This window comes from Neobacillus sp. GCM10027624, from assembly GCF_042675345.1.
Lineage (GTDB): Bacteria > Bacillota > Bacilli > Bacillales > Cytobacillaceae > Neobacillus > Neobacillus cucumis_D.
The window spans coordinates 63,904-88,014 of record NZ_JBHTHD010000022.1 but is presented as its reverse complement, the minus strand read 5'-3'; the positions used below and the strand labels follow the sequence as shown (position 1 = coordinate 88,014).

The 24,111-nt window shown below is 37.6% G+C and carries 23 protein-coding genes; 15 read left to right on the top strand and 8 right to left on the bottom strand.

Going from position 1 to position 24,111, the window contains the following annotated elements; translation table 11 throughout:
• Positions 1 to 81 precede the first annotated feature (81 nt).
• The 3 genes from ACFQZ9_RS26840 (at position 82) to ACFQZ9_RS26830 (ending at position 4,034) form a co-directional block, all read left to right on the top strand.
• Entirely contained in the window at positions 82 to 1,461 is a 1,380-nt protein-coding gene (locus ACFQZ9_RS26840; protein WP_026574443.1) for a purine-cytosine permease family protein, read from the top strand.
• Positions 1,462 to 1,646: 185 nt separating this feature from the next.
• Positions 1,647 to 3,128 carry a response regulator gene (locus tag ACFQZ9_RS26835; protein WP_498946443.1) on the top strand — a complete coding sequence of 494 codons (1,482 nt, stop codon included), beginning with the start codon at positions 1,647 to 1,649 and terminating at the stop codon, positions 3,126 to 3,128.
• Between the two features lie 114 nt (positions 3,129 to 3,242).
• A complete protein-coding gene (locus ACFQZ9_RS26830; protein WP_498946441.1) occupies positions 3,243 to 4,034 on the top strand; it encodes an enoyl-CoA hydratase in 792 nt (263 codons plus the stop codon).
• A 39-nt stretch (positions 4,035 to 4,073) separates the two neighbouring features.
• Here the strand turns inward: ACFQZ9_RS26830 and ACFQZ9_RS26825 are convergent, their stop codons facing one another.
• Positions 4,074 to 4,259: a YhzD family protein gene (locus ACFQZ9_RS26825; protein ID WP_198312804.1), complete on the bottom strand. Its 186-nt coding sequence runs from the start codon at positions 4,257 to 4,259 to the stop codon at positions 4,074 to 4,076.
• 124 nt (positions 4,260 to 4,383) lie between these two features.
• Here ACFQZ9_RS26825 and ACFQZ9_RS26820 point away from each other — a divergent pair, with 124 nt between their 5' ends.
• From ACFQZ9_RS26820 to ACFQZ9_RS26795, 6 genes are all read left to right on the top strand, one after another.
• A complete protein-coding gene (locus ACFQZ9_RS26820) occupies positions 4,384 to 5,283 on the top strand; it encodes an ABC transporter ATP-binding protein (RefSeq protein WP_498946438.1) in 900 nt (299 codons plus the stop codon).
• On the top strand, positions 5,276 to 6,529 hold the full coding sequence (locus ACFQZ9_RS26815; RefSeq protein ID WP_498946436.1) for an ABC transporter permease: 1,254 nt from the start codon (positions 5,276 to 5,278) through the stop codon (positions 6,527 to 6,529). The genes ACFQZ9_RS26820 and ACFQZ9_RS26815 overlap by 8 nt, the downstream gene beginning before the upstream one ends.
• Before the next feature lie 125 nt (positions 6,530 to 6,654).
• Positions 6,655 to 7,875, top strand: coding sequence for a metallophosphoesterase family protein (locus ACFQZ9_RS26810; RefSeq protein WP_498946434.1), 1,221 nt, complete (start codon positions 6,655 to 6,657; stop codon positions 7,873 to 7,875).
• 18 nt (positions 7,876 to 7,893) lie between these two features.
• Complete coding sequence (locus tag ACFQZ9_RS26805; RefSeq protein WP_498946432.1) at positions 7,894 to 10,896, top strand: ATP-binding protein; 3,003 nt, start codon at positions 7,894 to 7,896, stop codon at positions 10,894 to 10,896.
• Positions 10,897 to 10,950: 54 nt separating this feature from the next.
• Positions 10,951 to 11,895: a 3'-5' exoribonuclease YhaM gene (yhaM, locus tag ACFQZ9_RS26800; protein WP_198312799.1), complete on the top strand. Its 945-nt coding sequence runs from the start codon at positions 10,951 to 10,953 to the stop codon at positions 11,893 to 11,895.
• Positions 11,896 to 12,003: 108 nt separating this feature from the next.
• Positions 12,004 to 12,192 (top strand): sporulation YhaL family protein, encoded by a 189-nt coding sequence (locus tag ACFQZ9_RS26795; RefSeq protein WP_133332732.1) that lies wholly within the window; start codon positions 12,004 to 12,006, stop codon positions 12,190 to 12,192.
• Positions 12,193 to 12,244: 52 nt separating this feature from the next.
• Here the strand turns inward: ACFQZ9_RS26795 and ACFQZ9_RS26790 are convergent, their stop codons facing one another.
• A complete protein-coding gene (locus ACFQZ9_RS26790; protein WP_498946430.1) occupies positions 12,245 to 13,120 on the bottom strand; it encodes a peptidylprolyl isomerase in 876 nt (291 codons plus the stop codon).
• A gap of 194 nt (positions 13,121 to 13,314) precedes the next feature.
• Here ACFQZ9_RS26790 and ACFQZ9_RS26785 point away from each other — a divergent pair, with 194 nt between their 5' ends.
• Entirely contained in the window at positions 13,315 to 13,410 is a 96-nt protein-coding gene (locus tag ACFQZ9_RS26785; protein WP_198312797.1) for a YjcZ family sporulation protein, read from the top strand.
• Between the two features lie 87 nt (positions 13,411 to 13,497).
• Here the strand turns inward: ACFQZ9_RS26785 and ACFQZ9_RS26780 are convergent, their stop codons facing one another.
• On the bottom strand, positions 13,498 to 13,677 hold the full coding sequence (locus ACFQZ9_RS26780) for a hypothetical protein (RefSeq protein WP_026574454.1): 180 nt from the start codon (positions 13,675 to 13,677) through the stop codon (positions 13,498 to 13,500).
• Between the two features lie 180 nt (positions 13,678 to 13,857).
• On the opposite strand from ACFQZ9_RS26780, the gene ACFQZ9_RS26775 reads away from it, so the two are divergent.
• On the top strand, positions 13,858 to 14,241 hold the full coding sequence (locus ACFQZ9_RS26775; protein WP_498946427.1) for a DUF1878 family protein: 384 nt from the start codon (positions 13,858 to 13,860) through the stop codon (positions 14,239 to 14,241).
• On the opposite strand, the gene ACFQZ9_RS26770 is transcribed toward ACFQZ9_RS26775, so the two are convergent.
• The 3 genes from ACFQZ9_RS26770 to ACFQZ9_RS26760 form a co-directional block, all read right to left on the bottom strand.
• Positions 14,238 to 14,810: an HTH-type transcriptional regulator Hpr gene (locus tag ACFQZ9_RS26770; protein ID WP_198312796.1), complete on the bottom strand. Its 573-nt coding sequence runs from the start codon at positions 14,808 to 14,810 to the stop codon at positions 14,238 to 14,240. The genes ACFQZ9_RS26775 and ACFQZ9_RS26770 overlap by 4 nt on opposite strands.
• A gap of 329 nt (positions 14,811 to 15,139) precedes the next feature.
• Positions 15,140 to 15,670 (bottom strand): tryptophan transporter, encoded by a 531-nt coding sequence (locus ACFQZ9_RS26765; RefSeq protein ID WP_026574457.1) that lies wholly within the window; start codon positions 15,668 to 15,670, stop codon positions 15,140 to 15,142.
• Between the two features lie 136 nt (positions 15,671 to 15,806).
• Positions 15,807 to 16,226, bottom strand: coding sequence for an HIT family protein (locus ACFQZ9_RS26760; protein WP_198312795.1), 420 nt, complete (start codon positions 16,224 to 16,226; stop codon positions 15,807 to 15,809).
• A gap of 594 nt (positions 16,227 to 16,820) precedes the next feature.
• On the opposite strand from ACFQZ9_RS26760, the gene ACFQZ9_RS26755 reads away from it, so the two are divergent.
• The 4 genes from ACFQZ9_RS26755 (at position 16,821) to ACFQZ9_RS26740 (ending at position 21,114) form a co-directional block, all read left to right on the top strand.
• On the top strand, positions 16,821 to 17,561 hold the full coding sequence (locus ACFQZ9_RS26755) for an ABC transporter ATP-binding protein (protein WP_498946423.1): 741 nt from the start codon (positions 16,821 to 16,823) through the stop codon (positions 17,559 to 17,561).
• A complete protein-coding gene (locus ACFQZ9_RS26750; RefSeq protein ID WP_498946421.1) occupies positions 17,554 to 18,765 on the top strand; it encodes an ABC transporter permease in 1,212 nt (403 codons plus the stop codon). Before ACFQZ9_RS26755 ends, ACFQZ9_RS26750 begins: the two co-directional genes overlap by 8 nt.
• Before the next feature lie 605 nt (positions 18,766 to 19,370).
• Positions 19,371 to 20,333 (top strand): nuclease-related domain-containing protein, encoded by a 963-nt coding sequence (locus ACFQZ9_RS26745; RefSeq protein WP_498946420.1) that lies wholly within the window; start codon positions 19,371 to 19,373, stop codon positions 20,331 to 20,333.
• A 58-nt stretch (positions 20,334 to 20,391) separates the two neighbouring features.
• Positions 20,392 to 21,114, top strand: a complete 723-nt coding sequence (locus ACFQZ9_RS26740; protein WP_498946419.1) for an EcsC family protein — start codon at positions 20,392 to 20,394, stop codon at positions 21,112 to 21,114.
• Between the two features lie 22 nt (positions 21,115 to 21,136).
• Here the strand turns inward: ACFQZ9_RS26740 and ACFQZ9_RS26735 are convergent, their stop codons facing one another.
• The gene (locus ACFQZ9_RS26735) at positions 21,137 to 22,315 is read right to left on the bottom strand and encodes a M20 family metallopeptidase (RefSeq protein WP_498946417.1); all 1,179 of its coding nucleotides are present in this window, start codon (positions 22,313 to 22,315) and stop codon (positions 21,137 to 21,139) included.
• Positions 22,316 to 22,420: 105 nt separating this feature from the next.
• Positions 22,421 to 23,818 carry a hypothetical protein gene (locus tag ACFQZ9_RS26730; RefSeq protein ID WP_498946415.1) on the bottom strand — a complete coding sequence of 466 codons (1,398 nt, stop codon included), beginning with the start codon at positions 23,816 to 23,818 and terminating at the stop codon, positions 22,421 to 22,423.
• Between the last annotated feature and the right edge of the window lie 293 nt (positions 23,819 to 24,111).

The following is a 24,111-nucleotide window of genomic DNA, read 5'->3' as shown; positions in this document are numbered from 1 at the left end:
GAATTAAATTGAAGAAGGGTAGGGTATTTATATTCTTGTTTCATTGTTCAATCACCATAACGTGATCAGGAGGGGTAGTATATGAATATTGAAAAACGTACGATAGAATTTATTCCTGAATCAGAAAGACATGGCAGTGTCCGTAATTTATTTACCATTTGGTTCAGTGCGAATATGCAGGTAACAACTCTAGTTACCGGTGCTCTTGCGATTGAATTCGGATTAAGTATTTTTTGGGGACTTATAGCAGTTATTTTAGGAAACCTGCTTGGGGCGATTTTTATGGCTTCCCATTCTGTACAAGGACCAAAACTCGGAATTCCTCAAATGATTCAAAGTCGTGCCCAATTCGGGGTAGTTGGTGCTGTTATTCCACTTTTTGTTGTTATTCTGATGTATATTGGCTTTTTTGCCAGCAGCGGTGTGCTCGGTGCCCAAGCAATTAGCAGTGCATTTTCCATCCCTGTTAACTGGGGCATTGTGTTAGTGAGCATAATCTCACTTGTTATTACTCTTATTGGTTATGATTTAATCCATAAGTTGGAGAAATATTTTGCAATCATTTTTGCTATTGTTTTTATTTTTGTTACTGTTGAGGCTTTTAGACTTGAGATGCCGGCACATATTTGGGCACCAGGTCATTTTTCAGGAGGTACATTCTTATTAATGGTTAGTATTGCAGCAACATGGCAATTAACCTATGCTCCGTATGTAGCTGATTATTCAAGATATCTACCAAGTAATACCCCTTCATCCAAAACATTTGGTTATACCTATGCCGGTACTGTAATCGGAACAGTGTGGATGATGTCGTTAGGAGTTATTCTTACAGCACTTATTCCAAAATTTCTAGACAATTCTAGCTTAGGGCTTGCTAAACTTGTCGGACCGCAATTAGCTGTTATTATGTACGTGGTGATTGTGCTTGGAGTTTTAGCAGTAAATGTGCTAAACCTTTACGGAGCATTCATGTCAATTACGACAACATTGGAGGCATTTACAAAATTAAAAGCAACAACTAATGTCCGTTTTTGGCTAGTTTTTGCTACAGCCATTATTGGAACAGTATTAGCTATATGGGGAAATGGAAACTTTTTATCGAATTTTGAGAATTTTATCCTTTTACTTTCTTATTTTATGGTTCCATGGACGGCCATTAACCTAATCGATTATTACCTTTTACGACGCGGTGAATACAATGTTTGGGATGTTTTTGATGTAAATGGGCAGTATGGGAAATTTAATTGGATTGCCATTATCGCATATTTGATTTCATTCATTCTTGAAGTTCCATTCGTGAATACATCCATGTATGTTGGTCCAGTTTCCAAAGCATTGGATGGTACTGATATTGCCTGGATTGTGGGTCTAGCCGTTCCGTTGGTTCTCTATTATTATCCAATGAGAAAAAAAATTAATTTAAGCAATCCTATCATAACTAATAATCAAAAAGAAATGTAAGACGTAGTACTAGACTACATTAATTGGAAGGCTGACCTTTTGGGGTGGCCTTTTTCTAGTTTTGTTCTAAAAGTGGATACATACAAAGCTCCTTGTGAAATTCACGTTGCAGAGTATAATTTCCTATATAGATGGTATATGTATGAAAATATCGATTATATACTTTGATGTGGAAGGTTGATTAAATGCGTTTGTTAATAGCTGATAGGGATTCAACGGAACGGAATGGAATTGAATGGCTAGTCAAATCCTATTCAATGAGAATTTCGGATATCCATCAAAGTTCGGATATGGTGTCATTATTAAAAGAGTTGGAAGAATTTAAACCGGATTTACTCCTTGTAGAACTGGAGATGATCCCTTCTACAGGTTGGGAAACCTTTATTAATAAAATTGAAAAATTTGAAGGGGCGGTCATCGCCATAACAACAGAAGCAGTTTTTGAAAGGGCATGGCAAGCTATACAAATCCAATCATCAGGTCTGCTTTTAAAGCCATTATCACCTGAACGTATCAGACTAGTAATTTCTAAGGTAATTAACAGTAACAAAAATAATAAAATATCAGAACTAGATAAATGGACAGAGAAAGAACTATTGCCAAGATATTATAATTCCTTATTCATTGATGTAGAAGATTTTAGAGCGAATGTTATCGGAATATTGGTTTTGCAACCGGAAGACAAAAATGAAATAAGAGAGCTTTCAGAATGGCTGCAGGATTCTACCTCTTCTCAACAGTGGTACGTTTTGCCTTTAAGAGATCATATTGTTTGTCTTCTCCCCAATTATACTGGTGAAATGGTCTACGATGAAGGAAAACGAATATTTCGGGAAGCCATTAGAAGAAACAGTAGTAAATTATTTATAGTCGTTTCTTCGATTAATTACTCATCAACAACGATACACGACTGTTATGAAAAAGCGTTGCAATCTTTAAAAACAATATTCTTTAAAGGATATCAACAAATTGTAGAAGTTAAAAATACTCCTGTATATCTTGATATTGATCCTTTCTTAACATCAAACGAGCAACGGGAATGGATGGAAATGCTTGAAAAAGCAGACAAGCTAGGGATTAAACGTTGGTTGTACGGTAAGTTTACCGAATTTCTAGATGGATATCCTGACCCGGAATTGCTGCGTATTCGTTTGACTAGTATACTTGCCCAATTACGGCGCTTCATGAAAACCTATCAACTGGAAAAGAAACATCAGATGGAAATTTACTATCAGCAGATTTTTCAAACCATATTACATGAACCGGTTTTATTTAGAATTGTCCAGGAATTACTCCTTTTTACTTATGATATTTTTCAACAAGTGCAGAATCAAAGAGGGAATGCTTCAGGTGATTTTATTGAAAGAGGTCTACGCTTTATCGATGAAAATTATCGTCGTTCCGATTTGTGCCTGGAGGAAGTAGCCAACTTTGTCCAAAGGAGCCCAAGTTATTTTAGCCATATTTTATCCGAGAGAAGACAACAAACTTTCCGCCAATATTTAGCGGAAGTTCGTATTAAACAAGCCAAACATTTATTATCTACTACATCGCTGACGATTCGTGAAATTGCCTTTGCAATTGGGTACGATGATCCGAACTATTTTAGTCGGTTATTTAAAGAATATACGGGTTGTTCCCCGAGATTATGGAAAACGAAAAAATAAAAAGAATAAAGATAATTAGGTTAGAAAAAATTCCATATATTATGAAAATTTATTTTTATTCTGTCCATTTTCCGATATAATCGTATTGAGAAAACAATGGGGGGCGCTTTTAGGTTGTCGAATCATTTTGTAACTGAAAAGGTAAATGTAATTGTCAATGGCCGTGTAGCAACTGTCGAGTTAAATCGACCGGAAACATTAAATGCAATGGATATCGATTTAATTAGGGGCTTAGTCTTTAAGTTAAAAGAAATCAGTGACTCTGATGACATTGATATTGTCGTGTTAACTGGGAAAGGCAGAGCCTTCTCGGCAGGCGGAGATATTAAAATGATGCAATCGAATATTTATGAGAATGAATTTTTCTCTTTCATGGATTCAATTAGCGAACTGATTGTAACCTTGTACAGTATGTCCAAACTAACCATTAGTGCCGTCTCTGGAGCAGCAGCAGGCTTAGGATTTAGTTTGGCATTAGCCACAGACTATATTATTGCTGACCAGTCTAGCAAATTAGCGATGAATTTTATCGGCATCGGCTTAATCCCTGATGGTGGAGCTCATTTCTTTTTAGAGAAAAGGGTAGGAGAATTAAAAGCCAAACAGATTATTTGGGACGGGAAAAAATTAGATCCAAACGAAGCCTTGGCCCTTGGACTCATCCAGGAAGTAGCAGAAGGTGACATGAAAGAAGCGTTAGAGGCTAGAATTTTGGATTGGTTAAGCCGCCCTGTACAGGCGATGATTAAAACGAAAAAGATTTTAGCTGAAAAAAACCGCCCACAGTTGCTTAAGATTTTAGAATTAGAGAAATATGGGCAAATAAAAATGCGGCAAACACACGACCATCAAGAAGGAATTCAAGCATTTATCGAAAAAAGACAACCTAACTTTATCGGAAAATAATGTAAAAAAGAAGCCCTTGGGCTTCTTTTTTGATATGATTTAAGAATGAAAAAGTAAGAGTTTACCACTTGGAGAGATGACACGATGGGTTTTTTCTAGTAAGTTTTTTTCTAATAATAGTTTCGTACCTAATTCTTTTGCTGCATCATCATGATCCGCCTGGAAGGCTTCATCTAAAATCTTTTCCCCATTTGGTTCAAATGCAGTTAGTTTATACGTTTTCATCCTGAAATCCCCCTATTAATAGATTGTTACTATTATTTTTGCATAATTCTTGAAATTTAGCAAAATAAAAAAAGAAACTTTTCAACCGTTTTTCACGTACTAATGATAAAGGAGTGATGGAAAATTGGTACTTCAGCTTAAAAATGTGTCAAAGCGGTTTGGGCAGTTTACTGCTGTAAATGATTTATCGCTAATGATACCGGAAAAAGAGATGTTTGGTTTTTTAGGGGCTAATGGTGCAGGTAAAACAACCACATTCCGAATGATATTAGGATTGCTTGAACCATCTGACGGGAAAATAACCTGGGATGATAAAGAGATTGATTATTCAACTAGCCACTTGGTCGGCTATCTTCCGGAAGAAAGAGGCTTGTACCCAAAACTAAAGGTTCGGGAGCAAATTGTTTATTTAGCTCGTCTTAGAGGGATGCAAAAGGCAGAAGCCGTAAAGGAATTACATACTTGGCTAGAACGCTTTAAAATCCCGGAATATGAGAATAAAAAAATTGAAGAGCTTTCAAAAGGTAATCAGCAAAAAATTCAATTTATTGCTGCTGTTATACATAAACCAAAGCTGTTAATTCTGGATGAGCCCTTCAGCGGTCTTGATCCCATAAATGTAGAACTTTTAAAGGAGGCAGTGGTCTCCTTAAAGGAAAACGGTGCAACCATTGTGTTTGCCAGTCATCGGATGGAGCATGTTGAGGAAATGTGTGAGCATCTATGTATTTTACACAAGGGTAGTCCGGTTGTTCATGGGGCATTGAAGGAGATTAAACGCACTTTTGGAAAAAAGAATCTGATTATTCATGCCGATTTTTCATTGGATTTTTTAAAAAATCATTCCGGGGTGTTAAAGTCAAAAGTGACTGCCCAAGGAATTCATCTTCAGATTGAAGGGGAAATGGTAGCAGAACAGATTTTGAAGGAAATTGTCGGCAAAGGATTTATACGTAAATTTGAACTTGAGGAGCCTTCCTTAAATGATATTTTTATAGAGAAGGTAGGAGATTCCTATGAATAGTTTTTGGATTATATTATTCCATACCTATGTAAATAAATTAAAAACAAAATCCTTTCTTTTCACCACACTGTTAACAGTAGTAATAGTTCTCGCCTTAACAAACATTCATAATATTATTAATGCATTTGATAAAAATGATGGAAAAGAGAAGGTTGCTGTATTAGATGAAACTGGTCAGCTTTATGTACCTTTAAAGAAGCAACTCAGCACAATTAATAAAGAAATTACGCTTACCCTTTATAAAGGCAGACTAGAAAAAGCAGAAAAAGCAGTTGAAAAAGGGGATTACATCGCCATTATTCAGTTGCGTTATAATGAGGAGAAATTGCCGGAGGCTTCCTATAAGGCAATGAGTATTGCGGACTCCGCCCTTTTTACCGATCTGCAAACAAGTCTTCAGCAGGTTAAAACCATGCTCGCGGCCTCGAAGATTCAGTTAACACCTGCTCAGCTGCAAAAGCTGTATGAACCTGTATCGTTTAAGAAGGACGCCCTCGAGAAAAATGCGAAAACAGAAGAGGAATTAAATCAGGCAAGAGGACTAGTATATGTTCTGCTTTTCATCATTTATTTCTCGGTCATTATGTATGCGAATATGATTGCCATGGAAGTAGCCGTTGAAAAATCTTCAAGGGTCATGGAAATTTTAATTTCAAGTGTTTCGCCAATTAAGCAGATGTTTGCAAAAATTATTGGAATTGGTCTTTTAAGCCTCACTCAGCTTGCTATTTTTCTATCTGTCGGTTATGTCTCCTTAAAACAAAATATGGAATCCTTGAAGGAAGGATTTTTCGGTGTTTATGGTTTTGGAGATATCCCGGTTGAAACGATTTCCTATGCGGTTATTTTCTTTATTCTTGGCTATTTCCTTTACGCAACACTTGCAGCCTTTTTAGGGTCGCTTGTCAGCCGGATCGAGGATGTGCAGCAAATGATTACCCCGATGACTTTACTCGTTGTTGCTGGCTTTATGATTGCCATGTTTGGTCTTGGCAAGCCGGATTCATCTTTTATTACGGTTACATCCTATATTCCATTCTTTACCCCGATGATTATGTTTTTACGGGTTGGGATGCTAAATATTCCCTTCTTGGAATCGTTCATTGGAATCTGCATCCTTGTCGCAACTATCATCGCATTAGCAATATTTGGAGCACGTGTTTATAAAGGCGGTGTTTTAATGTATGGGAAATCCAATTCCTATAAAGATATTAAAAAAGCACTGCAATTAACAAAAAATAAATAATTTCCAAAAAAGAGTATCAGCCATTTGTTATTGGAGGGTACTCTTTTTTAAAAAATTCAATACAGAACGTGCATTCGGTTTTTGGAGATGTTAAAATAAAGAAAAGACAGTGAAAGGAAAATTTTATGAAGCAAATATCCTTTATCCATGCTGCTGACCTTCACTTAGATAGTCCGATGGTCGGGTTGAAATATTTGCCCGCTGATATTTTAACTAGAGTCAAGGAAAGTACGTTCACAGCTTTAAAAAGACTAACAGCTGAAGCAATTCTTCGCAAAGTCGATTTTGTCATTTTTGCCGGAGATTTATTTGACGGAGAAGACCGCAGCCTTCGAGCGCAATCCCGGTTTCGTACAGAAATGCTGAAGCTTGCTGAACATGATATACCTGTTTTTGTCGTCCACGGCAATCATGATCATTTAAACGGAACTTGGGTACAACTCGACATGCCTGAAAATGTACATATATTTAGCCATGAGGTTGAAATGAAGCCACTTGAAACCAAGAGCGGAACCCGCATTCATCTTTACGGTTTTAGTTATCCCGAACGCCATGTGTTTGAAAAGAAAATTGATGATTATCAAAAAATCGACGGTGCCGATTTTCATATTGGCATTCTTCATGGAAATGAAAGCGGCCGTGAGGAGCATGGTAACTATGCACCCTTTTCCATTAAGGATCTATTTGAGAAAAACTTTGAATATTGGGCGTTGGGGCATATTCATAAACGGTCGGTCTTATCTGAAAATCCGCCAATTCTTTATCCCGGGAATCTGCAGGGGCGAAATAAAAAAGAAAAAGGTCCAAAAGGCTTTTACCATGTAACTCTAAAGGATTCAGAGTCCAATCTTGAATTTGTAGAGACATCAGATATTGTTTGGGAGGAAGCAGTCGTTGATGCCTCTTCAGCAGAAAACTTTCATCAAATTTTTCAATTATGCCAAATGACTATAAATAGTCTAAGAAAAGAAAAAATAGGAACCCTTTTAACGTTATTTTTAGAAAATGTCCATTTAGAAAATGCAAAGGAAAAAAAGAGTTTAAATAATGAACTTTTAGAACTCCTTCTTGAAGAGGAGAAAGAGGAAAAAGAATTCGTATGGATCGTTGAACTGAGTGTAGCTGAAGATGTCCAATTGGATCGAGAGCATTTGCAGGCTGAGGCGAATTTTTATGCCGAAATGTTTAAAACCTTAGATGACCATACAGACGTTGAGGAAACGTTAGCCCCCTTGTATGACCATCGTTTAGGCAGAAAATATCTCTCGAATTTAACGAATAGCAACCAAAAAGAAATAGTTGAAAAAGCAGAAAAGCTTTTAATTAGCTTACTTTATCAATCATAAAGAAGGGAGTGAGTTTATTTGAAAATTGTTGAGATTCATATATATGGGTATGGTCAATTGGAGAATATGCAAATCAAAAACTTAGCCGATTTTCAAGTGTTCTTTGGAGAAAATGAAGCGGGCAAATCTACGATTATGGCCTTTCTTCATGGAATTTTATTTGGTTTTCCAACTAAGCAACAATCTTCTGAACTGCGCTATGAGCCGAAACATAGTGACAAATATGGCGGAAGAATTAGAATCATTCATGATGATTTTGGTTCTGCTGTCATTGAGCGGGTCAAAGGGAAATCCACTGGAGATGTAAAGGTATCATTGGAAGACGGCAGATTAGGTGGAGAAGAGCTTCTTAAGGAATTATTGGGGAATTTTGATAAAGGCTTATTTCAAGCGATTTTTTCATTTAACCTAAATGGGTTACAGAACATTCATCAAATGAAAGGCGAAGAGATTGGAAAGTTTTTATTTTCCGCTGGTACATTAGGAACAGAACGACTATCAGAAGCGGAAGCAGTCCTGCAAAAAGAACTGGAAACACGCTTTAGGCCAAGCGGGAAAAAGCCATTGCTAAATGAAAAATTACAAGAGCTCCATGCACTAAATGGAGAGTTGAAAAAGGCTTTAGCTAAAAATGATGAATATGATTCTTTCATTAAAAAACAGGAATCCATTCAAGAGGAAATGGCAGGCATTCACCACCAGCTGTCAGAAATGCAAGAAAGCAATGAAAAATTGAATGAGTGGAAAAAAATACATTCACTTGTCAAAGAAGAATTATGGACGAAAAATGAGCTCGCTGATCTAGGAGAAATTCAATTTCCTGCCCAAGGGATCGAGAGGTTTGAGAGAGTAAATCAGTTGCTTTACCCGTATAATGCTCAAATCAAAAGCCTGCTTGAGAGAATTGAAGGCTTGAAAAAGGAATTGGCAGCTATTAGGCCAGACGATTTATTCCTTGAACACGAATCCACGTTAATGACAATATTGGATCAAATCCCTCTATTTGACCAGTTAGAACTGGAGAAACAGCAGTATCTTTCAAAGCTTCAAGATTATCAAGGTAGACTTTCTGAAACACTTGACCGCCTTCATTTGCCGGTAAAGGGAGAGGAAATTCTTTCCCTTAATACAAATATCTACGTAAAGAATGAAGTGGAAGTAGTAGCGAGCCGTGGCAAAAAGCTTAATGAAATGAAACAGGAATTGGAAGAGAGGTTTCAGGAAGAAAAAGCTGCTCTTGAAAAGCTTGAGATAGAGGTAGAATCAGCGGAAAGCCAGGTTCTTCCCCAAAAAGAAAGAGTCCTGCTTGAGGAAAAACTAAATGGGGAGGACAAAAAAAGTTTAGAAAATGAACTAAATTCAATTAAAGACAAAATTGAATTTTATCATCTTGCCAATGAACGTGAACAAAATGAATGGAAAAGACTCCAGAAGCAAAAGAAGCTTCAATTTCTTCTGTTTGAATTCATTTTACTTGGACTAGTATTCTACGGAATTTTTACAAAGCAATCGGGATTAGTATTTATCGGTATTTTTGCCGCTTTATTAACCGGAGTTTTAATGGTAAAAAGCTTCAATCGACCAAAAGGACAAGATTCCAATCCAACTTTAGATTCTTTGAAGGAAAAAGAGAAACAAGTAATCCAAAAGCTAGGTTCAGCAGAATATGCAAACTTTATGAAACTTCAGGAGCAATTACTTCTGGATAATCGGCGGAAGGAACAGTTACAAGGGTTGCAAATGCGACTTGAGCAGCAGAATGACCAATATGATAAGGTAATCTCCAAATTTGAAGCCTGGGAAATTGAATCGGCAAAATATAAGGAAAGTCTTTTTACCCTTGCCAGCCAACTGAAGATTCCTGAATATATCGCCATGGCGCATTTACGCGAGGCTTTCGGGCTTATAGAACAATATAAAACGCTATGGAGAGAAAAGAGCCATCTGCAAGAGCGTGTTTCACAAATCAAGGAAAAACAACTATCCATAGGGAATAGTCTTGAATTATTTGCAAATCGTTATTTATCGGAAGTTCATATGGATCTGCATAAAAAAGGCTATGCTCTCAGGGAGAAATTAAAGGTTGAACATGAGAAAAAGATAATGAGTCAAGAGAGACTAGCAAAACTCCTGGATTTAGAGCATGAATTAACACAAAAGAAACGGGAACAGTTGCACTTAAAAGAAGAAATTACAAAGCTTTTTGATGAAGCTGAGGCCAGCAATGAACAGCAATACTACGAACTGGGGGTAAAAGCTGAAAAACAAGCGAAGTTTAAAGAAAGATTAAAGGATATTCAAAAGCAGCTCCAGTTTTCAATAATTACTGAACCCGAGCGTGAGAGCTTTTTACACCTTCATAATATTGAAGAAATGGCAGTGGAACAGCAAAAAGAAGCCATCCGTTTAAAAGAAAGACTGACAGCACTGCAAGAGGAAGATGCCTCTATAAAATATGAGATTCAGGTCCTCGAAGAGGGTGGTATTTATTCTGAGCTTCTTCATCAATTTAAACAGAAAAAATATGAACTGGAAGAATTGGCAAAGGAATGGTCTGTTTATTGCCTTGCTCAAGATATTCTAGCTAAGACGGTTGAAAAGTATAAAAATACATACCTGCCAAGAATGCTGTCTAAAGCGGAGGAGTATTTGTTTTTTTTAACAGAGGGGAGATACCATCGAATTCATCTTCAAAAGTCGGGGACTGGCTTTTTAATTGAAAGGCAGGATTACACGATTTTTGAGGCAAATGAACTTAGCCAAGCCACTACCGAACAAGTCTATGTTTCTATAAGGCTTGCCTTGGCCACCACACTTTATGAAAAATATCGTTTTCCGATCATCATTGATGATAGCTTTGTAAATTTTGATGCCAGAAGAACGCAAAAAATCATTGAACTATTAAAGAATCTAAAACAAAATCAAATTTTATTTTTTACCTGCCATACCCATTTGCTTTCGAATTTCTCATATGAAAATATTCTCTTGCTAAATAAAGGGATTGTAGAGATTCCTTCATAGGGTGATAGACCAATATGTTATACTAGGTTTCATAGGAAGGGGCGTTGGAATACTATGAGTAAAGGAATTCTATATTATAATGTCGGTGACCAGGTTGAATTGTTTTTACTGATTAAAAACGCCACGAAAGGAACGGCTAGTAATGGCAAGCCTTTTTTGACGCTTATATTGCAAGACCAAAGCGGGGAAATTGAGGCTAAACTTTGGGATGCCGGTGAAGAAGATGAGAAAAACTATGCACCTCAAAATATCGTAAAAATACTTGGGGAAGTTCAAAATTATCGTGGCAAAAGTCAGTTAAAAATTAGACAAATTCGCAAATCAGGACCGAATGACCATGTTAAGCTTGATGACTTTCTTGAGGCTGCACCACTAAGTCAAGATGAAATGTCCAGCAAACTGACTCAATATATTTTTGATATGAAAAATCCTAATATCCAAAGAATTACAAGACATTTAATTAAAAAGCACCAGGAAGCTTTTTTAGTCTATCCGGCGGCAACAAAAAATCATCATGAGTTTGTTTCCGGTCTGGCCTACCATGTTGTCAGTATGCTCGATTTGGCCAAGGCTATTTCCTCCTTGTATCCTAGTCTTGATCGGGACCTTCTTTATGCAGGGGTTATTTTACACGATATGGGGAAAGTTTTAGAGCTTTCTGGACCAATCTCAACGGTGTATACGATTGAAGGAAATCTCCTCGGCCATATTACCATCATGGTGAATGAAATTGGCAAAGCTGCCAAGGAATTAGGAATTTCCGGGGAGGAAGTATTAATTCTTCAGCATCTTGTTCTTAGTCATCATGGAAAAGCTGAATGGGGAAGCCCGAAACCTCCGCTCATTAAAGAAGCAGAGATTCTTCATTATATCGATAATTTGGATGCAAAAATGAACATGCTTGACCGTGCACTTGAAAGAGTAAAGCCCGGGGAATTTACAGAGCGAATTTTTGCCTTGGATAACCGCTCCTTTTATAAGCCAGTGTTTCACAAATAAAGATAGCCCAAAAGGGTTATCTTTTTTATTTGGATAAGAATAAATTCTTGAAATACGAATACATTGTATTAAAAACATGGACAACCAATCGTGGAGGGAGTAATAAATATGTCTATTCCTATTTGGGTATTTGCAGTGGTGGCAGGAATCGTAATTAGTGCTTTAATGGCTATTAAGACCGGCAGGGAGGAACACCAGCTGGAAATGGAGAGCATTGAAAAGGAAGGGGAAATCTATCTAGAGCGCCTGGAAAAGGAAAAGGAACGGCGTGAAGGAGAAAAAGCTGCAGGAGTATAAGAATAGGAAAGAGTGACTCACAAACGGAGTCACTCTTCTTTGATATCATTTATTATTGCTGTGGTGCAGCAGTTGTTGTTTCCGGTTTAAGAGCGTCTTTAAGGTCTTTGTCAGAAACAGTTACGTCTGCAGCTTTTAATTCATTCTGCATTGCTTTATTGATGTCATCATTTGTTAATTTTGAGGATTTTACTTGATATTCAAGTTCTTTCTTCATTTGATCAAATGATTTTTTCTTTTTCTTGTCTGTAACTTGGATAATATGATAGCCAAACTGTGATTTAACTGGTTCGCTAATTTCATTAATCTTTAGGGCATATGCAGCTTTTTCAAAGGCAGGATCCATTTTTCCGGTGCCAAACCAGCCTAAATCGCCGCCGTTTTGAGCGGAACCTGGATCTTGTGAGTATTTCTTAGCCAGGTCTTCAAATTTTTCGCCTGCATCCAATTTTTTCTTAACCTCTTTTGCTGTTTTTAAATCGTTTACAAGGATATGGCGTGCCTTAATTTCTGGCTGATATTTAGCATAGGCATCTTTTAATTCTTTGTCAGTGACTTTGACGTCTTTCATGGCCGCTTTTTCCTGCATCATGCCAACCTTCATGGTTTTCTTTAAGTCAGCTTCACTTTTATATCCATATTGTGCAAGTGCAGCCTCAAAATTAGACCCAAGCTGTTCTTTTAATTGTGCAACTTTGGTGTCCAATTCTTTGTTTGTCACGTTGTATTTCTTTGCAAGAACTTTTTCGTAAACTAACTGTTGCAGAGCTTGATTCCCAATCTTGTCTTTCATGGCTTGATAAAGCTCTTCTTTTGTTACGTCTCCGACCTTGCTTTTTGCTACGGTATCAGATGAACCCGATTGATTACATGCACTTAATGCAATAACCCCGCTGGCTAACGTAAGGGCTAATAACCATTTTTTCACGATGAACCTCTCCTAAACAGTAAATTCTTGTGGCACACATAACTTGACCACAACCTATACTATAACATAAAAGGGAATAACAGCAAAAATTTAAGCCATTGAAGTTGGGCTTTTATCAGAAATTTTCATCGAGCCTAGGCGAAATGAGCATTGCTTGAATAGGATATCGTAATCGGCATGAAGGAGGGAAACATATGACAGGTGCAGCTGGAGCATACGGTGGAGGATTTGCGTTAATCGTTGTCCTTTTCATCTTATTAATTATCATTGGAGCGGCTTGGGTTTATTAAAAGCCAAAATTAAAAGCGATGAGGTATCTCATCGCTTTACTGTTTATGACGAATTTACTTACTCGTCATGCTGGAGATAAAAGAGTATTATGTATACAAAATCTCCACGTATGACGATACAAGTAAAATGGTAATGAGGACATTTATGGTCCGAAATACCTTATGCTGCCGATCTTCTGGAATTTCCTTTTGAATACAAAGGGAATTAGTCATTTTATTTACATAAAACAGGATAAAGATAGCAAAGACAATAAAAATGGAGATCATCGACGATTCCCTCCTTGTTGTTCATCAGTATACTCTTACTACAATATCAAAAAATGTTAAAAAAAGATAGTCTAAAAGAGTGAAAGAAAAAAAGCCTTTGATATTTCAAACACGATTAGCTAAAATGCTGTAAAGCGATAAAATAAAAAATTGTTTACCTTCTGGCAGAAAAGGTAAATAATGAACATAAAAGTATTGATTTGGAATGAGGTAAATCCAGTGGAGAATCACGAATTACTAAATAAAATTCAGTTGCTTGAGTATCATCAAAGACTTCTTCTAACATTAATCAACAATCCTAAACAGGATTTTTACAGGATGATCATTGAAAAAGGCCTTTCAGAACAAGAAGTAAGAGAATTCATGCAAATTTGTGACGAATTGAGCATAAAAATGGAAGAACAAAAAGCGGAAGGATTTATTTATTTTCAACCGCTTTTTACCGAGTTTTTATATTTATTACCTGAAAAATTAGATAGTAAAGAAGTAATTCTGGCTTGCTCTTCCCAGGGACTTTATTTACCGCTTATGAAGGAATTGAATAAATACATATACGCTGATTAGACTAGTTCTTGCTCTGATTTTGCTTTTCTTAGTTTGCCGTCTTGCTCCGTAAATTCACTTTCAATATTATGGAAAGAACGTTCGAAAATTTCCATGAAATCATCCCCGTAAATATTTCGAACAATCGCCATCATTTCAATGATGTCTGGAAACTTCCCATATAGATCTCGAAGTGGGAGGGCACCGGTATAAACGGCGTTACTGTTTGGCTCATATGTCTCCATCAATTGAAGCAATACATTTTCCCCTTCAGGCGTAAGTTGGATATACGTATTCCGCTTATCGTTTTCCTTTTTTGAGAATTTAAGCAAGCCTCTTTCTTCTAACTTTTTTGAAAAATTAAACGCTGTGGAGACATGCATAACCCCGAATTTTGCCACGTCGGAAATGGAGGCACCATTTAGATGATAGGCAATCCATAGGATATGATGTTCGTTAATATTTAAATCAAACGGTTTTATCCACTGTTGCCAATCCTTCTCAATTGACTTCCACAAAGCTTTACTTAATTGAGCAATTCGCTGGCTAAAAAGCATCGCTTCTTTCATAGAATATTGTTTCTCTGACATCCCCAATTTCACCTACTTTTTTATTTCTCTATTATCATTATGCCAATAAAATAAAAATTAATAAAGATATAAATTTACAAAATCTTTAGAAATTACAATAATGTTGCTAATTTTTTGATAATTTTTTAGAAACAAAGGGTCTTGAAAAATTCTTATCCCTATTTTACGTGTTTTACGAATTAATTCCAACCTTTTGAATATTCTATTTTTAAAAAAATTCCCGATCAGCTATGAATCCACAAGTGGATTAAATTGACAGGTTAATAGGCTGGAACAGAAAATGGGAAATATTATATAAAGAAAAGAACCCAAGGGGGTTCTTTTCTAGATCATTTTTGAATAACAGACGGTGATGCCAACTTTGTTCTTTTTACGACTGATTGAGCAACTGGGAATAAGATCACCATAGCAACAGTATTTACAACAGTTGCAGGTAAAACAACTGCAGCAAAAAGTCCAACAAATGGCCCAGGTAATCCAACAATTACCAAAGCAGACGATAAAAAGACAGTTCCAGATACTAATGTACCAAGAGCTGTTAAAACAGCAGCACTAATAACGGAATTACGGAATTGTTTTAAAGCTGTAAATAGGCCAAAAAACACAGAAGCTGTGACAAGTTTATCAATGATATTTGGAATTTGACCTCCTGGGAACCCAGTGGTTAATGCAGAAATAATTCCTGTAACGATGGCTAAAAGTAATACATTCTTAAACTCAGGAAATAAAATAATTCCTAAAAACATCATTAATAACATCATGTCGGGCTTCATACCTAAAAATATTGGCGGAATTACCGCGTGTAAAACAGCCCCAATCCCCACTAATAATGCTAAAGCTACCAGATTCTTTGTATTCATTTCTCAACTCTCCTCTTCTAATCTCTGCTATTGGTTTCTCCTGCAGTGCACTCATTGCCTGCAGCGAAAAACTTGAAATCATTATACCACATTATCATTAAAATGATAAAGAAATAATTTTCAGAGAATTTAAAAATCAAAGGTGATTTTTGATTCCAGATGCCATTTCCTGCAGGATTGCAGGTGTATAATCACTTTGGTTATTCTTCCATACTGCACCAAAACCATCACCTTTGCCATACCGCGGAATTAAATGCATATGATAGTGGAATACTGTTTGTCCTGCCTGTTCGCCATTATTATTCACCGTATTTAAACCAACAGGTTCAAATTCCTGCTTTAAGGCTTTAGCAATTTCCGGGACAACTTCGAAGAGGTTTCGGGCGATTTCAGGTGTTAACTCGAATACATTTTCTTTATGTATTTTCGGTATAACGAGCGTATGGCCCTTTGTGACTTGGCTAATATCTAAAAAAGCCAATACATGTTCGTTCTCAAATACTTTAGCGGACGGGATTTCACCATTAACTATTTTGCAAAAAATACAATCGCTCATTTTTCGCACAACCTTTCTAAATGTTTGTTTGTCTTATTTTACCATGGTGGGGGGCAATACAAAAGAAAAGAGCAGAATCCGTATAGGATTCCGCCCTCTCGAAGGGGAATTGCTTCAATTGGAACGTTCATTTAGGAGTGTTCTTTGATAAACACCTCATTTGTCCTTAGAGTGTTTTTATAAAGAAACATCATTGTTCAAGCTGACCATCCCCTATGTTGTTTTTATATGTTTTCCCAACTTATAAAAACAAGAAGCGATCTGCGGTAAACACCTCATTTGTTAGTTTATTTGTGAATAAACCTTGGTGTTATGAACTCAAAATGGTTTCATGCACATTGTACAAAACAACCATCCCCTTATTTTGAAACGAATTAGAAGCTACTTGTTTGAAAGGAAATTGTCTTTAACAGACACCTCATTTCAAGTTTTGATGAATTTCTTCATCGAAGTAAGTTGTTTCCCCTTCGAATATTATGATAACCAGTTTGATGACTTATATACAAAAAAAGATAAAAAAATTGAATTTCTATTTTTATCGTGGCCAATTTGTTAAAATGAAAGGAAATATCATGCAATGGAAGGACGTTGTACATGTCTTTATTAACGATTGAACACCTTGTCGGGGGATATACAAAAAACCCCGTTCTAAAAGATGTTTCATTTGAAGTAAAGGAAAAAGAAATCGTTGGACTTATTGGCTTAAATGGTGCCGGAAAAAGTACCACGATTAAACATATTATTGGATTAATGGAGCCAAGAAGCGGTGAAATAAAAATTAAGGGTCAAATTTTTACGGACAATAAAGAAGCGTATCGAAAACTGTTCACTTTTGTTCCGGAAACTCCCATATTATATGAAGAGCTTACATTGGATGAACATTTGCGGTTAACCGCGATGGCTTATGGTCTTAATGAAACAGAGTATAAGTCGAGGGTCGCACACTTGCTTTCTGAATACCGAATGGAAAAACGTTTAAATTGGTTTCCAGCCCATTTTTCAAAAGGGATGAAGCAGAAGGTAATGATTATGTGTGCCTTTTTAGTTCAGCCCGCCCTTTATATTGTCGATGAACCATTTGTAGGCTTGGATCCGCTTGGTATCCAATCACTACTGGATATGATGAAAAAAATGAAAGAAAACGGAGCAGGAATTCTTATGTCGACCCATATCCTTGCCACTGCTGAGAAATATTGCGACCGGTTTGTCATCCTGCATGAGGGGAAAATCAGGGCAAAGGGGACCTTGGCTGATTTACGTAAGGAATTTTCCATGCCGGATGCGTCTTTAGATGATTTGTATATTCAATTAACAAAGGAAGAAAAATATGTTTGATGAAAAAAGTCTTTGGAATCAGCGTTTTGGACGCCGGCTTAAGGATTTAGGAAGTTATCTGCGCTATATTTTTAATGGTCATCTTGTAATTGTCTTGGTATTTTTAGCAGGGGGAGCCGCTTTTTATTATCAGAAATGGATTGAAACGCTGTCGGCCGACTTCCCCGCCGAACTGATTATCGCTGTTCTAATTGGGCTTTTTTTAACCTATAGTCCTGTTTATAATTTTTTACTGGAAGCAGACCGGGTTTTTCTACTGCCTCTTGAAACCCGTCTTCGAGGTTACTTTTTGCGGTCGGTGATTGCAAGCCTTGTTTTCCAAGGATATATTCTCCTAATGGTTCAAGCTGTTCTGATGCCCATGTATGCTCATGTAAGTCCTAATGGTTTTCATTCTTTTTTACTGTTTTATGCAGTACTATTGATTATCAAAGCATGGAACTTGGTGGTAAGCTGGAAAATTCACTATTTTGTTCAGCCCTCGATTTTCCGTTGGGACATGGTTGTGCGCTATTTTATCAATGCTGTTTTTACCTTCTTACTATTTAAACAAGCTAATATTGTTATCCTGTTGATTATGTTGGTCGTGATGGGATTCTACTATTGGTCGTTTCGGGCTCGGACAAGAAAGCTCGGGCTGAAATGGGACATGCTGATTGAACAGGAAGAGAAGAGAATGGCTTCTTTTTATCGTCTGGCAAATCTGTTTACAGATGTACCGAAGTTAAAGGATACGGTAAAAAGAAGGAAATGGTTAGATCTTTTCTTGAAGAGAATTAGTTTTATCCAAAAAAATACTTATTTATTTCTATTTTCACGGACGTTTTTGCGTTCCTCAGATTACCTGGGTCTGTTTATTCGCTTAACAGTCATTGGAGCTCTCGCGTTGTATTTTATTTCTTTTGGTTTTGGGCAAATTGGCTTGGCCGTTTTATTCTTATATTTAACCGGTTTTCAGCTGCTGCCGCTTTGGAATCATCATCAAAACAAACTATGGGTGGATCTTTATCCGGTTGCAGCGCAAGACAAGACGAATGCTTTTCAGTCGTTATTGATGGTTATTCTGGTGTTGCAAGCCTTCCTGTTTGCTTTATTTATTTTACTAAAAGGGGAAATCGTAATTGCAATGCTTGAACTCGCTGCAGGACTGGTGTTTTCTTACTTGTTTGTTTACCTTTATAGTAAGAAGCGGGTAAGGGCTTGATAGGTGATTTAGCTGGGGTGGAATGTATTTCGGTCAAAGTGGAAAGTAAAAAAGCCTAACTGGAAAGTATACCAGTAAAAGTAGAAAGTAAGCATGAATAGGGGGATCTTCGAGCAAGGAAATTCCCCAAAATGGATTTGAAATTACCTTCGCCAGGCAAATGCCTGGCGTTTTTGAGTGGAGAAATGGTTATTAATGGGTGTAACCATAGAGGTGGAAAGTATTTCGGTCAAAGTGGAAAGTAAAAAAGCCTAACTGGAAAGTATTTCAGTAAAAGTAGAAAGTAAGCATGAATAGGGGAATCTTCGAGCAAGGAAATTCCCCAAAATGAAGTGAAATTAACTTCGCCAGGCAAATGCCTGGCGTTTTTGAGTGGAAAAATAGGTGTGAACAGGGAAGTGGAAAGTATCTGGAGCAAAGTGGAAAGTAAAAAAGTCTTACTAGAAAGTATTTCAGTAAAAGTGGAAAGAAAAATATAGGAAGAGAACCCAAAGGCGAACTCCATGCCTATTTAAGTTCAAAAAACGTTCAATAAAATAAACTTTTTATGAAGGGGAATTAAAATAAAAAGGAGAAACCATAAAAAAAAGAAAGGAATGATTCTATTGGACCTAAAACCCTGTGCCATACCCCCAATTATCCCCAAACTAGAGGCTGCAATTAGAGCACTTCCCACTGATTACCCTTCATTACTGGCAATACTGCAAGATCATAATAATGAAATGCGAGGATATAAAGGCCAAAAATCACTCGTGTTCTATTTAGACCAGCTTCCCAAGAAAAAATATGATATCATCCACGATCTTCGGCTCTTCGATGGAAAATATTTTTTTCAAATCGATATCCTTCTAATATGCACTTCATTCGCACTCATCATTGAAGTGAAAAATAGGGGCGGAGAAATCATTTTTGAAAGGAATTTCAACCAAACCACCCTTAAACAGGGCAATAAAAGAACAAGGATATCCAACCCAGTCCTTCAGGCAAAGACACAAGCTGAAAAGTTGAAGAAATGGCTGCAAGAGCATAATTGTCCCATGTTGCCTGTCCTGTACCTTTTTGTAAATAGTAAAGAGGAGACAGTTATTATAACAGAAACCCATAATTACGAAATTAACCGAAGGATCTGCAATAGTGAGGGTTTATTGGAGAAAATTGAATCAATTGAAAGAAGCAGTCATGAAAGGATGGATGCAAAGGATTTAAAGAAAATCACGCGTCTTTTACTGGCAAGCCATGTACCTGAAAATTACAATATCCTTGAAAAATATAATATTTCCCCAAAAGTTCTTCTTACAGGAGTCCGTTGCCCCAAATGTGAAACCCGCCCAATGAATTATATATACGGAAAATGGATTTGTCCTAACTGTGGAATGAAGTCTAAAGATGCACATCTCCAGCACATAAACGATTATTTTCTTCTAATAAAGCCCACCATTACAAATTCTGAACTTCGACAACTCTTAAAAATTGATTCCATTAAAATTGCAAATAATATCCTTACTAACTCGAAACTTCCCTTTACAGGAAAGTTTAAGGACCGCGTTTACCATCAACCCAAGAATTGAAACCTTTTTAAAGAGATTTTCGTAAAATATGTAAGGCCATAAAAAAGGTTGTGTTTTCATGAATGATTACGAATTAAAGATTTATGATGAGGTAACGGATTGGAAATTTAAAATCACGAAACGCTCGGGTATGGTAAATAGATTTTCGAAAAAAGCTCAGGGGAAAATAAACGGATTGATTCCGGAGAAAGTTCATCAGGTCGTCACAGAGAGCATCAAAGCAATGGTAAAAACAACGTTATTTGGTTCTCAAATAACTACGAATAAACATCAAGCAAACGGCCACACCCTAAAAGTACGGGATGAATTAATGCGCAAGAAAACGGCAGCCTTTCAAAAAACCGCACTGCTTGAGGGAGCGGGAACTGGTGCGGGCGGAATCTTACTAGGACTTGCAGACTTTCCATTGCTGCTTACAATCAAAATGAAATTTCTTTTTGAGGCAGCTTCCATTTATGGCTTTAACACAAATGAGTATGAAGAAAGGCTGTTTATTCTTCATGTTTTTCAGCTGGCATTTTCAAGTGATGAGGTCCGAAGGGAAACCCTTAAGAGTATCGAAAATTGGGAGGAGCGAAAGCAGGTTCTCATGGAAATGGATTGGCGCAAGTTTCAGCAGGAATATCGCGATTACATCGATTTTGCCAAAATGCTGCAGCTCGTACCAGGAATCGGTGCTTTTGTCGGTGCCTATGCCAATAACAATCTCCTCAAGCATTTAGGTGAAACAGCAATGAATGCCTATAGGTTGCGGATATTAAATAAAGCCCCTGAACTATAAAAAAATGTTCAGGGGTTAACTATTACTCTTGGTTATGAATCTGAATAGCCGCTGTACCTAGTGTTTTTGCAGCGATGAGCATTGCTTTTTCATCAATATCAAATTTAGGATGATGGTGCGGAGCTGGTTTTTCTACTCCTTCCGGTCTTGCCCCAGTGAAAAAGAACGTACCTGGAACCCTTTCCAAATAATAGGCAAAATCTTCACCGCCCATTTGCGGTTCAGTTTCCTCAATCATTGAGACCTCCGGAACCTCTTCAGCACAGGTAATAAGAAAATCTGTTTCCTTTGCATGGTTCACAACAGCTGGATAGCCTCTTTCATACAAGAATTCAAAACGGCTGTCTGCAAGGTAACACGTTCCATGGATGATTCGTTCCATTTCTTTTTCAATAAATGAGCGAATCTCTTCGTTAAATGTTCGCACTGTACCGACAAGCTTTGCTTTATCAGCAATGACATTAAAGGCGTTTTGGGCAGTAAAAGAACCTACCGTTACCACCGCTGATTCTACCGGATTTACTTTTCGGCTGACAATTTGCTGGAGATTTATGACCAGCTGGGATGCGGTAACAATTGCATCTTTCGTTTTGTGCGGCTGGGCACCGTGACCGCCCTGACCTTGGATATCAATTTCAAACCGATCTGCTGCAGCCATGAATGGGCCTGTTCGGTATTGAATTTTACCAGTAGGCTCGCTGGCCCATAAATGGGTTCCAAAAATAACATCTACTCCCTCTAAGCAGCCATCTTCAATCATCGAAATTGCCCCGCCCGGTGCGTATTCTTCTGCATGCTGATGAATGAATACATAATTACCGGCTATTTCATCCTGAAGTTCATTTAAAGCTTTTGCAAGAAATAACAGTGTTGCTGTATGACCGTCATGTCCGCATGCATGCATAACACCAGGAACGGTTGATTTATAGGGAACATCCTTTTCATCTTGGATTGGCAGGGCATCAAAATCTGCCCTTAATGCAACGGTCTTTCCTGGTTTTTTTCCATAAACCTTGGCGACCACTCCATTACCGCCAACATTTCCTTTTACCTCAATACCGAGTTTTTCATAAAAATCTTGAATGAATTTTGCTGTTTGATACTCTTTAAAGGATAATTCTGGATGCTGATGCAAATAGCGGCGAACTGAAACCATATCATCATAGTAACCTTCTAATTTAGCAAAAAGCTTATTAAGCATGAAATCCCTCCAAGAATATTTACTATTTTCATACTATTTTACCACTTTTTAATACATATGTAGAACCATTGAAAAAGAGGCTGAATCATTCAGCCCCTTTCCGACTTATATTAAAAACATTGCTACTATCGTTGTGACAACTAAACCTACTAAAACAGGGACAAGGTTTCGTCGTGCCAGTTCGAACGGGTCAACATTACAAATGGCGGCAGCAGGGATTAACGCCCACGGGACTAGAGTTCCGCCCCCTACCCAAATGGCGGCAATTTGCCCAAGAGCAGTAAGCGTCGCAGCACCTTTGCCAATTGCAATTGCAAACAGATGGGCAACAGACCCGGCAAGGGAAATTCCTGAGAAGCCTGAACCATCCAATCCTGTGATCGCACCCACGGTTGTCAATGTAACAGCGCCAACAGCTTTACTTAATGGCACGATATTGGCTAATGCTACACCAAGATCATTGACAATACCCTGCGAGCCTTTTGGTAAAAAGTCCCCAATGATTTTGGTAAATCCAGCATCGCCTAAATAAAAGAATGCTGCGATTGGGATTACCGGACCAAATACTTTAAAACCAAACTGAAATCCCTCTATTAAATATTGGGTCGTTTGTTCCAGACCCTTGCCCTTATGACCTGTCATCGTAATTAATAACAAAATAAGGATGGAGGTGCCGCCAATTAAAGCGGTTGCATCACCGCCCTGCAATTTAAGGATGGACATAGCTGCCACGTCAGCTGCAAAAAGAAGGGGAACTAAGATTGCAAAAAAGCGTTTTTGGGCAGTGGATAAAAGGGTTGGTCTTTCAGAGGTTTCCGTACTGGATTCATCTACAACGGAAGAGTTGAGTGTGAGTGTACCTCGTTTCATATCCCTTTTAATAAAGTAGAAAGCGGTTAAGGTTGTTACAAGCCCCATGACAAATACTAATGGGATACTTGCATCAATTACATCCTGAATGGGAAGTCCGGCGGCATCAGAGGTTAATTTCGGTGCAGCTTGAATAACAAAGTCTCCTGATAGTGCAATTCCATGACCAAACAGATTCATTGCCATTGCAACAGCAAGTGCTGGAAGTCCGGCCCGAATCGCAACAGGAAGGAGGACAGCTCCTAACAAAGCCACAGCCGGAGAAGGCCAGAAAAACCATGAGATAATCATCATCAAAATACCAATAGTCCAATAAGCAAGAGTGGGGTTTCGGATTAATTTTGTAAAAGGAGAAATCATAACATCGTTAATTCCGGTATCTGTTAAGGTCTTACTCATTCCAACTATTATCGAAATAACTAAAATAGTAGATAAAAGCTCTGATATAGCATAAGCAAAACTGTTAAAAATACTGCTGACAGAAGCACTTAATGAACCGGTGGCCGTAATCGCAATTAAGAAAATCCCAGCGATACAGACAAGGGTAGTATCTCTTCTCATCACCATAAAACCAATGATCAAAGCAATAAAGACAACATATATCCAATGGAGAGCCGTGAGCTCAACTAGCATAGTACTAACCTCCTTTCATTCACCCAAAGGCGAATAGGGTCATTCGCCCTTAGATGTATTTACAGAATATGAAAAAACACCAAAGTGGTGAGAGGAGGCGTAAGAAAAATTTTAGGGATTAAGCTTTTAAGGAAGGGCTGTGTTAAAGGACGATGTTATGTTTTAAACAACGTTGATTGGAGCGGAAGGCACGAAGACTCCTGTGGGAGTACGGGGCAGGGGAGTCCCCACAGGAGCGAAGCGACGAGGAGGCTCCCCGGACCGCCCACGGAAAGCGAAGTGCCTGGAGCGGA